This is a genomic window from Mesorhizobium sp. M2A.F.Ca.ET.043.05.1.1, assembly GCF_003952445.1.
Lineage (GTDB): Bacteria > Pseudomonadota > Alphaproteobacteria > Rhizobiales > Rhizobiaceae > Mesorhizobium.
In genome coordinates, this window is record NZ_CP034446.1 from 4,430,815 (window position 1) to 4,442,903 (window position 12,089).

10 protein-coding genes are annotated in these 12,089 nt (G+C 65.2%); 5 read left to right on the top strand and 5 right to left on the bottom strand.

All coding sequences use genetic code 11. From position 1 onward, the window contains the following. Positions 1–2 precede the first annotated feature (2 nt). The 5 genes from nhaA to EJ069_RS21495 form a co-directional block, all read right to left on the bottom strand. A complete protein-coding gene (gene nhaA, locus EJ069_RS21470) occupies positions 3–1,199 on the bottom strand; it encodes a Na+/H+ antiporter NhaA (RefSeq protein ID WP_126063006.1) in 1,197 nt (398 codons plus the stop codon). A 350-nt stretch (positions 1,200–1,549) separates the two neighbouring features. Next, positions 1,550–2,113: an ActR/PrrA/RegA family redox response regulator transcription factor gene (locus tag EJ069_RS21480; RefSeq protein ID WP_108703014.1), complete on the bottom strand. Its 564-nt coding sequence runs from the start codon at positions 2,111–2,113 to the stop codon at positions 1,550–1,552. Between the two features lie 225 nt (positions 2,114–2,338). Next, on the bottom strand, positions 2,339–3,664 hold the full coding sequence (locus EJ069_RS21485) for an ActS/PrrB/RegB family redox-sensitive histidine kinase (protein WP_042645840.1): 1,326 nt from the start codon (positions 3,662–3,664) through the stop codon (positions 2,339–2,341). Positions 3,665–4,039: 375 nt separating this feature from the next. Beyond that, positions 4,040–6,628 (bottom strand): ATP-dependent helicase HrpB, encoded by a 2,589-nt coding sequence (hrpB, locus tag EJ069_RS21490; protein ID WP_126063007.1) that lies wholly within the window; start codon positions 6,626–6,628, stop codon positions 4,040–4,042. Positions 6,629–6,673: 45 nt separating this feature from the next. Further along, the gene (locus tag EJ069_RS21495; RefSeq protein ID WP_126063008.1) at positions 6,674–7,564 is read right to left on the bottom strand and encodes a DMT family transporter; all 891 of its coding nucleotides are present in this window, start codon (positions 7,562–7,564) and stop codon (positions 6,674–6,676) included. Positions 7,565–7,585: 21 nt separating this feature from the next. Between EJ069_RS21495 and EJ069_RS21500 the strand changes: the two genes are divergently transcribed. From EJ069_RS21500 to EJ069_RS21520, 5 genes are all read left to right on the top strand, one after another. Then, positions 7,586–8,284, top strand: coding sequence for a PIG-L deacetylase family protein (locus EJ069_RS21500; RefSeq protein WP_126063009.1), 699 nt, complete (start codon positions 7,586–7,588; stop codon positions 8,282–8,284). Positions 8,285–8,535: 251 nt separating this feature from the next. Continuing rightward, a complete protein-coding gene (locus tag EJ069_RS21505) occupies positions 8,536–9,867 on the top strand; it encodes an ABC transporter substrate-binding protein (protein ID WP_126063010.1) in 1,332 nt (443 codons plus the stop codon). 123 nt (positions 9,868–9,990) lie between these two features. Next, a complete protein-coding gene (locus EJ069_RS21510; RefSeq protein WP_126064833.1) occupies positions 9,991–10,938 on the top strand; it encodes a sugar ABC transporter permease in 948 nt (315 codons plus the stop codon). Continuing rightward, complete coding sequence (locus tag EJ069_RS21515) at positions 10,935–11,885, top strand: carbohydrate ABC transporter permease (protein WP_041001244.1); 951 nt, start codon at positions 10,935–10,937, stop codon at positions 11,883–11,885. The genes EJ069_RS21510 and EJ069_RS21515 overlap by 4 nt, the downstream gene beginning before the upstream one ends. Next, a complete protein-coding gene (locus EJ069_RS21520) occupies positions 11,882–12,088 on the top strand; it encodes a hypothetical protein (RefSeq protein WP_126063011.1) in 207 nt (68 codons plus the stop codon). The genes EJ069_RS21515 and EJ069_RS21520 overlap by 4 nt, the downstream gene beginning before the upstream one ends. Position 12,089: the final 1 nt, after the last annotated feature.

The window sequence follows — 12,089 nt, forward strand, 5'->3', positions numbered from 1 at the left end:
GATCAGCCCGGATCCTCTTCCGCTCCGCCGGCCGCAGGCGCCGTCAGCAGCACGGCGGCGCCGAGCAGCGCGGCAACCAACGAGCCGGCGAGGATGCCGACCTTCACCGCGTCCTGGAGCGCCGGGTCGCGGGCGAAGGCGAGCAGGCCGATGAACAGGCTCATGGTGAAGCCGATGCCGCACAGCAGCGAAATGCCCAGCATATGCAGCCAGCCGGCATTGACCGGCAGGTCGGCGAGGCCGAAGCGGATGGCGAGCGCCGAGGAGCCGAAAACGCCGACCAGCTTGCCCAGAACCAGGCCGGCGGCGACGCCCAGCGTCAGCGGCTCGACTAGGGCCGCGAAGCTTAAGCCGCCGAGCGAGACGCCGGCATTGGCGAAGCCGAAGATCGGGATGACGACGAAGGGCACGAGCTTATGCAGGCCGTGCTCCAGCCGGTGCAGCGGCGAATGTTCTGTATCGTGGCTGATGCCGGGAGACCGCTCCAGCGGGATGGTGAGCGCCAGCGCGACGCCGGCCAGCGTGGCATGCACGCCCGACTTCAGCACCAGAACCCACAGGACGACGCCGAGCAGGAGATACGGCCAGAGCTTCATCGCCTGCATGTTGTTGAGCACGACCAGCAGAGCGATGACGGCGAAGGCGGCGGCCAGGTAAGCCAGCGACAGGCCGCTGGTGTAGAACAGTGCGATGATGATGACGGCGCCGAGATCGTCGATGATGGCCAGGGCGGTGAGGAACACCTTCAGCGAGGCCGGCACGCGACTGCCGAGCAGCGACAGAACGCCGAGCGCGAAGGCGATGTCGGTGGCGGTGGGGATCGCCCAGCCGGAGAGTGCCGCCTGATTATCGCGGTTGATCAGGACATAGACCAGCGCCGGCACCACCATGCCGCCGGCGGCGGCGATGCCGGGCAGCACGCGGCGCGGCCAGGTCGAGAGCTGCCCGTCCAGCATCTCGCGCTTGATCTCCAGCCCGACCAGCAGGAAGAACACCGCCATCAGCCCGTCATTGATCCAGTGCGAGATGCTGAGCGGCCCGAGATAAGCGTGGAGCACGGCGAAATAGGTTTCGGCCAAAGGCGAGTTGGCAACGATCAGCGCCAGGGCCGCGGCCACCATCAGGATGATGCCGCCGGCGGCTTCGCGGTCGAGGAATTCGCGCAGGATCGATTTCGGCCGTTGGTCAAAAGCCGGCATTTCTCCTCCTCACTTCCCTTTCAGCGGCGCGATGATGCGCAAACTTCAACGACCGGACAAGCATCGAAGGCAATCGTCGCGGCGTATCTGTCATTTCCGAACGCCGGAGCCGCCCCTCATCTGCCTGCCGGCAGAACGGGGAGAAGGGCGCTGTCGCCCACGATTTCGCCAATCTCCGACGTTGCAGAAGAGGCGCCAGCATCACGGCCAGCCCCTTCTCCCAGTCACTATACGGGGAGAAGTGCCCGGCAGGGCGATGAGGGGCAGCGCCGGCTTTGGTGGTTGGCTCCTTCACTACAAGGCGGACCAAGGCCGACCTGTAGCGCATAATGCTGCGCGCCCAGCGATGCCTATCGAGGCGCCCGCTTTGCGAGGATCCGCTGCAGCGTGCGGCGATGCATGTTGAGGCGGCGCGCCGTCTCGGAAACGTTGCGGTCGCACATTTCGTAGACGCGCTGGATGTGCTCCCAGCGCACGCGGTCGGCGGACATGGGGTTTTCCGGCGGCGCGGCACGTTCGCCGGAGGTGCGGGTGAGCGCGGCGAAGACGTCGTCGGCATCGGCGGGCTTGGAGAGATAGTCGATGGCGCCGAGCTTCACTGCCGTCACCGCGGTGGCGATGTTGCCATAACCGGTGAGGATGATGGCGCGGGCGTCGTCGCGCTTTTCGCGAATGGCTGCGACGACATCGAGGCCGTTGCCGTCGCCGAGACGCATGTCGACCACCGCATAGGCCGGCGGATGGGCGCGCGCCTTGGCGACAGCCTCTTCGACGCTTTCCGCCGTCTCGACCACGAAGCCCCTGGTTTCCATGGCCCGGGCGAGCCGGGTGAGAAAGGGCTTGTCGTCCTCGACGATGAGCAGCGAGGTGTCCTCGCCCTCGACCATTGCGCCAGCCGTCTCGTCTCCGCTCATCTTATCGGCACCCTATTGACCAAAAGCGCTACCCGTCGAAACGAATTCCGGCGAAGGCGCTCGAAGTCCATGTTTTTCGGGCATGCCGCTTTTCCAGACACAATTTTGGGCGACATGCTTCACTTTTACGCAGATACAGTCCCGCAAGAGCAATGTCCAATTTTTAGAGCCGGCAACAGAGCTGCCATGCGGTAATTGCAAGGTCTACGCACCATCCAGCCAAGGTTACGCATTGTCGAACATGGTGGCCGAAGCCTGATCCTGGTTGAGGAAGACGCCACGCGGCCAGACGACCTGCACCACCGCGCCTTCGCCGAGCCCGCTCGAATTGCGGAAATCGATGGTGGCGCCGGACCGCTCCAGCAAGGTCTTGGCGATGAACAGCCCGAGCCCCAGGCCGCCGCCCGCCTCCGTGCCCTGGCGCGTCGACATATAGGGCTCGCCGATGCGGTCGATGATCTCGGCCGGGAATCCCGGCCCGTCATCGGTGATGGAGAAGGTGACCGTCTCATTGTCCCAGCTCCAGCTGACGGTGACCGACTTGCGGGCGAAATCGACGGCGTTCTCGACGAGGTTGCCGAGCCCGTAGATGACGCCGGGGTTGCGCTGGCCGACGGGCTCGGGGCCGATGCGCTCGCCGGGCCGCAGCCGGATCGAGATGCCGAAATCGCGGTGCGGCGCCGTCACCTCCTCGATCAGCGAGGTGAGCGGCATGCGCGACAGATGCGCTTCGCCTTCCGAGGACAGGCTGGTCAGCCGCTTCAGGATCTCGCGGCAGCGTTCGCTCTGCGAGCGCAGGAGCTTGACGTCCTCGCCGTATTTCGGGTCCTTGCCGAGCGCCTTTTCCATCTCCTTGGCGACGACGGTGATGGTGGCCAGCGGCGTGCCGAGCTCGTGCGCGGCGGCGGCTGCCAGCCCGTCCAGCGCCGAAAGATGCTGCTCGCGCTGCAGCACCAGCTCGGTGGCGGCAAGCGCATTGGCGAGCAGCCGCGCTTCCGCCGCGACGCGGAAGGCATAGATCGCGGTGAAGGCGATCGAGGCGAACACCGCCATCCACATGCCGGCGACATAGATGAAGGGCATCGGCAACGGCGCGTCTTGGTACCAGGGCAGCGGCAGGTGGAAGAACACCAGCAACGTCGCGGCCACCATGACCAGCGCGCCGAGGATCGCGGTGAACCGCAGCGGCAGCGACGCGGCCGAAATGACAACAGGCACTGAAAGCAGCACCGAGAACGGGTTGGTCAGGCCCCCGGTCATGTAAAGCAAACCGCTGAGCTGCAGGCCGTCGAAGGTCAGGATGGCGAAGGCCGAGAGCGGGGTGAGCCGATGCGCGGCCGGATAGCGGAAGGTGAGCCACAGATTCATCCACGCCGACAAGGCGATGAGCGCGAAGCACATCGAGACCGGCAGCGGGAATTTCAGCCCATAGGCGACGACCAGCACGGTCAGGCTCTGGCCGACGATGGCGAGCCAGCGCAGGCGGACCAGCGTGTTGAGCCGCAACCGCTGGCTTGGCTGGGAATCAGGCGCGCGCAGGATGTTGATCATCGACTTACGATTATAACCGCGGGAGAGTAAGCGCTAGTAGTGCTGTAAGGGTGGCCTGACCCGGTATGCGGCCGGTGTTTCATCATGAGCATTCAAGATTGGCCGAGGCCTCTCGCGACTTCGTCATCCACGGGCGGAGCGACGCGAAGCGGAGCGCAGACCCGAGGATCCATTCCGTTACCTCGACCGTGGAATGCGACGGAGCAGAATTCTGGATCGTCGCGACGCTTGGAAGTCACGGAATGGATCCTCGGGTCTGCGCGCGTCGCTTCGCTCCTTGCTCCGCCCGTGGATGACGACGTGACCGGCGTTTGCGCCAACCGCCAACATAAACCGTCCGGTAACGCGAGGCTCACCAAAGCTTCGGCGGCAAGCCTATGTCCCCCGCGGCTTGGCGCGGCTGGTGGCGGCGGCCAGCAGCGGGTTTTCCGGCCAGACATGCTTTGGGTAGCGGCCGCGCATGTCGGCACGCACATCCGCCCAGGAGCCGCGCCAGAAGCCGGGCAAGTCCCGCGTCGTCTGGATGGGGCGATGCGCCGGCGACAGAAGCTCCAGCGTCAGCGGCACGGTGCCGTTGGCTATGGAAGGATGCCGGTCGAGGCCGAAGAGTTCCTGCACGCGGATCGCCAGCACCGGCCATTCGCCGTCATAGCGGATCGGCACATGGCTGCCGGACGGCGCGTCGAAATGGGTCGGCGCCAGCGCGTCGACCTTGCGCTGCAGGTCGTGCGGGACAAGCGCCATGAGCGCCGACGACAAAGTCGCCGGCTTGATGGCCGCGAAAGAGGCGTCGCCGGAGAGAAACGGCAAGAGCCAGTCGTCGAGGCGCTCGACAAGCGCTTCATCCGAAACGTCGGGCCAGGGCGCGCCGAGGCCGCGATGCAGCCATCCGAGCCGCTGACGGAGCGTCTCCGCCTCCTTGCCCCAGTCGAGCAGCGACAGGCCGTGCTCTCTCAGCGCGTCGAGGATGGCGCGGTCGGCATCGGCGCCGGACGGCGCCGGCAACATGCGCTCGGAGAGCGTGATAGCGCCGAGCCTGGCGGTCTCGCGCATGCGCACGGCGCGGCGCTCGCGGTCGAAGCTCGTCTCGCGCTTCGTCTCGATGCGATCGGCAAGCGCGGCGCGGATATCGGCTTCGCCAACCGGCGCGGCGGCGGTGATGCGGGCGTTCTGCGCCTTGCCCTGCAAGTCGGCGACGACCAGCCAGGTTTCATTCGCCAGCGGATCGGCGGCATCGACCATGGCGCCCGAACCGTTGGCGAGCACGAAGCGGCCGCGCTCCCCGCGCGCCCTTGCAACGCGATCCGGCCAGGCGTGGATGAGGAGGGTACCGGCGTTCTTACCCTCCCCCTCGAGGGGAGGGTCGACGAGCACGCCCTGCGCAGCAATGCGGGGGAGACGGGGTGGGGTCGCCGGCGGCATGCTCGGCGTTGGCGTGCCCGAAGCGACCCCACCCCGATCCGCTTCGCGGATCCACCCTCCCCTCAAGGGGGAGGGTTTGGCCAAACGCTCGGCGAGCTGCCTGGCGGCGTTGGCGCGCGGCGATTTCTCGCCGCGAAACCGGCTCAGGCGCCGCTCGAGATCGGCGCTGTCGCCGCTCAGCCCGCGCTCGGTCAAAAGCACGGCAAGCGTCGCCGCTTCGAGCGCATGACCCGTCTTGGCGGCTTCGGCCACCATATGCGCCAGCCGCACCGGCAGCGCCAGCTTGCGCATGGCGGCGCCTGCTTCCGTAAGCCGTCCTGCCTCATCGATGGCGTGCAGCGCCTTGAGCAGAACCCTTGCCTCGTTGAGCGCCGGGGCCGGCGGCGGATCGAGGAAGGAGAGGCTCGACGGATCGGCGACGCCGAAGGCGGCGCAGTCGAGCAGCAGGCCGGACAGGTCGGCCTCGAGGATTTCCGGCGGCGTGAAGGCGGGAAGCGACGCGGTCTGCTCGGCCCGCCACAGGCGCACCGCCACGCCGGGCTGCGTGCGCCCGGCGCGGCCGGCGCGCTGATCGGCCGAGGCTCTGCTGACGCGCACCGTCTCCAGCCTGGTCAGGCCGCTCGCCGGCTCGTAGCGCGGCAGCCGCGACAGGCCGGAATCGATGACGACGCGGACGCCGTCGATGGTGATCGAGGTCTCGGCGATCGAGGTCGCCAGCACCACCTTGCGGCGACCGGCCGGCGCCGGTTTGATCGCCTGGTCCTGCGCCCGGTTGTCGAGCTGCCCGTAGAGCGGAACGATATCGGTGTCGGCCGCAACGTTGCCCTGAAGCCGCTCGGCGGTGCGCTCGATCTCGCGCTGTCCAGGCAGGAAGGCGAGCACGCTGCCCTGCTCGGTAGCCAATGCGGAGCGCACGGCCTTTGCCATGGCGTCCTCGATCGCCGTGCCGGCCAGCCGTTCGTCATAGCGGATCTCGACCGGATAGGCGCGGCCCTCGCTTTCGATCACCGGCGCCCCCGACAAAAGCTTCGCCACGCGCGCGCCGTCGAGCGTCGCCGACATGACCAGCAGGCGCAGGTCCGGACGCAGCGCGCCCTGCACGTCGAGCGCCAGCGCCAGGCCGAAATCGCCATCCAGCGAACGCTCATGGAATTCGTCGAAGATCACTGCCGAGACACCAGGCAGTTCAGGATCGTCGAGGATCATGCGCGAGAGCACGCCTTCGGTGACGACCAGGATCCTTGTCCGCGCCGAGGTCCGGTTCTCCATGCGCATGGCGTAGCCGACCGTGCCGCCCGGCTCCTCGCCGAGCAATTCGGCCATGCGGCGGGCGGCGGCGCGGGCGGCGAGCCTTCGCGGTTCGAGCAGCACGATCCGCCCCTGCCCGAGCCACGGCGCGTCGAGCAGCGCCAGCGGCACCAGCGTCGTCTTGCCGGCGCCGGGCGGCGCCACCAGCACGGCGCTGTTCCGCTGCGAGAGCGCTTCGCCAAGTGCCGGCAGCACGGCTGTGACCGGAAGCTCCGGCAAGGGTTTCGTCGTCATGTCGCCCGCATATCAGCGGTCGCGGTCGCCATGCAACGTATGCGCTCAGAGCCTCGTGCGCGCAAACGGGTTCCAGCGCACGGTGCCGAGCCTGACCTCTTCGCGCACCATGGTCAGCAGGCCGGATGCGCCGACCACCGCCAGGCCGACCAGCGACAGCCAGTCGGGATATTCCTGGAAGAACAGCGCGCCGAGGATGACCGCCCAGACGATCTGCGAATAATGCGTCGGCGCGATGCGGTTTGCCGGCGCGTATTTGACCGCCAGCAATTGCAGCAGCTGCCCGCCGGCGGTGAAGAGGCCCGCCATCATCAGCCAAACCAGTTGCCCGAGACTGGGGAGTGCGAACGAGGTGGCGGTCGCGCCGACGCCGTTGAAGACAAGGCCGTAGCCGACCAGCGCGCCGAGGATCGTCGTGCGCTTTTCCTGCTGGGCGAGCGAGCGCATCAGGATGACGCTGGTCGCGGCGAGGAAGGCGTTGGCGAAGGCGGCGAGATGGCCGAGATGCAATTCGCGAAAACCCGGCCGCACCACCAGCATCACGCCGGCAAAGCCGGCGACCACGGCGAGCCACCGCCAGGGACCGACCTTCTCCTTGAGGATGACTGTCGACAGGATGGTGACCAGCAACGGCGCAAGGAAGATCAGCGCGTAGACTTCCGCCAGCGGAATGGTGGTGAAGGCAAAGACGCTGAGCACGCCCGAGGCGATGCCGGCCAGAGCACGCGCTTGCACCGCCCATGGCCTTTTGGTGCGCCAGAAATCGCGCCAGCGCTCGTCCCCGGGCTTGGTGAAGAACAGGAAGCAGCCGGCAAACAGGGTCGAGAAGAAGCCGATCTCGAAGACGGTGAACTGCCCGCCCAGGCTCTTGATGACGGCGTCGCTGAACGAATAGCTTGCATAGGCGATCAGGGCGAGCAGAATTCCGTTCGGCATGTCATTTCCGGGAGAGAAGACGTGAAGATACTGGCACTGGGCGCCCATCCCGACGACATCGAGATATTCATGTTCGGTACGCTGGCCGCCTATGCCGCGCAAGGCGCTGAGCTCAATTTTGCGATAGCCACTGATGGTGCCAGGGGCGGTACGGGCGACCCGGCGGCGCTCGCCCGCTTGCGGCGCAAGGAAGCGGCCAAGGCGGCAGGGCTGCTCGGCGTCGAGCCGCGCTTCCTCGATTTCCCCGACGGTGCGCTCGTCGCCGATGGGGCGTTCATTGCGGCGCTGAAGGCGCTGATCGGCGAGGTGAAGCCCGACCTCGCGATCACCCATGCGCCCTATGACTATCACGGCGACCACCGCGCGCTGTCCGACGGCGTGCGCATCGCGGCGTCCTTCGCGGTGCCGGTGCTGCATGCCGACACGCTCGGCGGCACCGGTTTTTCACCAACGCATTATGTCGAGATCTCCCAGTATTGGGAGATCAAGGCAGAAGCGATCCGCGCGCACCAGTCGCAAGGCCCCGAGCATTATGTGCACCGGGCGCGCCTCCAGAACGAGTTCCGCGCCGGCCAGTGCAACGGCGTCTCCGGCGCGCTGGCCGAGGCTTTCCGCTTCGAGCCGACTTTTCCCTTCGCCGACATACGCGCGCTGTTGCCGCCGGCGCCGGCGATCCGGCCAGTGGTGGCAAGCCCCGGCCCTGCCACCGGGGCCAGCTGACCGCGGCGGCCACAGGTCCGACGATCATTTCCCAACGATTTCAAGCACCCGTTTCGCCATGCTGCGACGCAGCAACGAATTCGCTTGCGTTGTTTAGTAAAAAGAGCATCACTAAACAAATTACTAAACATCGGCAGCGCAATCGCGCTTCGTGGCGACGCATAGCGCGCCTGTTTAGGCCCTCGGAGGAGCGAGGGTTGAGGGGCTCTGAAACCGTCATCCGGACGCGTTTCGCAAATGGGAGGTAAGGCATGAAATCGACCTTGAAACTGGCGTTGGGACTGGCCTCGGCGATGTTTGCGTCGACAGCCGTCTCGAACGTCGCGCATGCGGAAGACCTGACGCTGTGCTGGGCGGCCTGGGATCCGGCCAACGCGCTCGTGGAACTGTCCAAGGACTTCACCAAGGAAACCGGCATCGGCATGAAGTTCGAGTTCGTGCCGTGGACGAACTACGCCGACCGTTTCCTCAACGAGCTCAACTCGCACGGCAAGCTCTGCGACCTGATCATCGGCGACAGCCAGTGGATCGGCGGCGCCGCGGAGAACGGCCATTATGTCAAGCTGAACGACTTCTTCGATAAGGAGAAGATCAGCATGGACGACTTCGTGCCCGCAACCGTTGTCGGCTATTCGGAATGGCCGAAGAACACGCCGAACTATTGGGCGCTGCCGGCCATGGGCGACGTCGTCGGCTGGACCTATCGCAAGGACTGGTTCTCCAAGCCCGAGCTGCAGAAGGAATTCAAGGAGAAGTATGGCTGGGACCTCGCCGCGCCGACCACCTTCGACCAGCTGAAGCAGATCGCGGAGTTCTTCCAGAAGCGGCAGATCGACGGCAAGACCGTCTATGGCGCCTCGATCTACACCGAGCGCGGCTCGGAAGGCATCACCATGGGCGCCATGGACGTGCTCTACAGCTACGGCTTCCAGTATGAGAACCCGAAGAAGCCCTATGAGATGGAAGGCTTCGTCAACTCCGAGAAATCGGTGAAGGGGCTGGAATTCTACAAGGCGCTCTATGACTGCTGCACGCCTCCTGGTTCCTCCAATGCCTACATGGGCGAAGGCGTCGACGCCTTCAAATCCGGACAGGTGGCGATGCATATGAACTTCGCCTTCACCTGGCCCGGCCTGCAGAAGGACGAGAATGTCGGCGGCGACAAGATCGGCTATTTCGTCAATCCGAAAGGACCCGACGGCGACCAGTTCGCGCAGCTCGGCGGCCAGGGCATCTCGGTGGTGTCTTATTCCGACAAGCAGGAATCGGCGCTGAAATACATCAAGTGGTTCGCCAACAAGGACGTGCAGGCCAAGTGGTGGTCGCTCGGCGGCTATTCCTGCCTGAACTCCGTGGTGAAGGACCCGAAGTTCCCCTCCAGCCAGCCCTATGCGCAGGCCTTCCTCGACTCGATGGCCATCGTGAAGGACTTCTGGGCGGAGCCGAGCTACGCTCCGCTGCTGCAGGCCTCACAGAAGCGCTTCCATGACTATGTCGTGGCCGGCCAGGGCTCGGCCAAGGACGCACTCGACGGCCTGGTCAAGGACTGGACGCAGGTGTTCCAGGACGACGGCAAGATGTAGTCGGGGCAAGATGTAAGGCTCCTCCCGAGCTTGATCGAAGCGTCCCGTGCTACCCTTGGCACGGGACGCAGTTCAGATAAATTCCATAGCCGAGACTTACCCGTGACCGAAGCAGGACTTACCATGCTCGATCGGACTGCGGACAACGTTGCCCGGGCGACCCCGGAGCCGTTAGCCAAGAAGATCCGGGGCATCAGCGACAAGGGCCTCGCCTGGCTGTTCATCTCGCCGACGATTCTTCTGTTGCTTGCCATCAACATCTTCCCGCTGTTCTGGGCGATCTATCTGTCGTTCACCAACTACCGCGCCAACCGCCCCAACGAGGTGGTGAAGAACCTCGGGCTCGCCAATTACCAGCGCATCCTCGGCGACCATGACATCTGGATCGCCATGCAGACGACGGCGCATTTCGTGTTCTGGACGATCCTGCTGCAGACGGTGATCGGCTTCACGCTCGCCTGGCTGATCGACCGGAAGTTTAGGGGGCATGCCTTCTGGACCACAATCATCCTGGTGCCGATGATGCTGTCGCCGGCGGTGGTCGGCAATTTCTGGCGCTTCCTCTACGAGCCGCAGATCGGGCTGTTCTCCTATGTCATCTCCTTCGTCACCGGCATTCCGCCGACGAATGTGCAGATGCTGTCCAATGTCGAGCTGGCCCCGTGGGCGATCATCATCGTCGACACCTGGATGTGGACGCCTTACGTGATGCTGATCTGCCTCGCCGGCCTGCGCTCCATCCCCGAATACATCTATGAGGCGGCCGAGGTCGACCGCGCCTCCAACTGGCGGCAGTTCTGGTCGATCACGCTGCCGATGGCGCTGCCCTTCATCATGCTGGCGGTGCTGTTCCGCGGCATCGAGAACTTCAAGATGTTCGACATGGTCAACCTCTTGACCGGCGGTGGGCCCGGCTCGACGACCGAGGTCGCCTCGATCACGCTGAAACGGCAGGCCTTCGAAAGCTGGCGCACCGGCTATTCCTCGGCCTTCGCCATCATCCTGTTCGTCGCGGTGTTCGGGCTGGCCAACATCTACGTCAAGGCGCTCAACAAGGTGAAGCAGAGATGAGCCTGACCACCGCCCATTCCGTCGTAGCACCCTCGTCGAACGCGAAGCTGATCGCCGGCACGATCATCATAGCCTATGCGCTGATCTCGATCGTGCCGCTGTTGTGGATCTTCGCCACCAGCTTCAAGACGCCGCCGGACTCGATCGCCTATCCGCCCAAGATCGTCTTCCAGCCGAGCATCGAGGGCTATTGCAATCTCTTCACCACGCGCACAAGGCAGACGCCGGAATATATCAACTCGCTCGGGCCGGCGACGGGCTTCTGCGACGAGACTGTGCGCAAGCGCAACATGGTGATCGCCGGGCCGTCGAACTTCCTGCCGCGCTTCGTCAACTCGCTGATCATTGCCTTCGGCTCGACCTTCTGCGCGGTGTTTTTGGGCACACTCTCGGCCTATGGCTTTTCGCGCTTCAAGGTGCCGCTCGCGGACGACCTTCTGTTCTTCATCCTGTCGACGCGCTTCATGCCGCCGATCGCAGTGGCGATCCCGATCTACCTGATGTACCGCGAGCTCGGCCTGTCCGACACAGCGCTCGGCATGATCCTGCTCTACACCGCGGTGAACGTCTCGCTGGCAGTCTGGCTACTCAAAGGCTTCATCGACGAGATCCCGCGCGAATATGAAGAGGCGGCGATGATCGACGGCTACACGCGGCTGCAGGCCTTCTGGCGCACGGTGCTGCCGCAGGCGACGACCGGCATCGCCGCGACCGCGATCTTCTGCCTGATCTTTGCCTGGAACGAATATGCGTTCGCCGCTCTGCTGACCTCCGGCACCGCGCAGACCGCGCCGCCCTTCATCCCGACCATCATCGGCGAGGGCGGCCAGGACTGGCCGGCGGTCGCCGCCGGCACGACCATCTTCCTGGTGCCGATCCTGGTCTTCACCATCCTGCTGCGCAAGCAATTGCTGCGCGGCATCACCTTCGGCGCGGTGCGCAAATGAGCACGATCCAGACCGCAAAACGCAAATCGCGCTGGCCCCGCTGGGCAAGGCGCGGGCTGATGGAGAACATCGCCACGGCGATCATCGCGATCGGCTTCCTGATGCTGTTCCAGCCCTTCGCGCTGTCGCTCTACACCTATTCCTTCATCACCATGCTCGCCGGCACGGTCATGTTCATCATCGTCTCGAAATTCCCGGAATAGA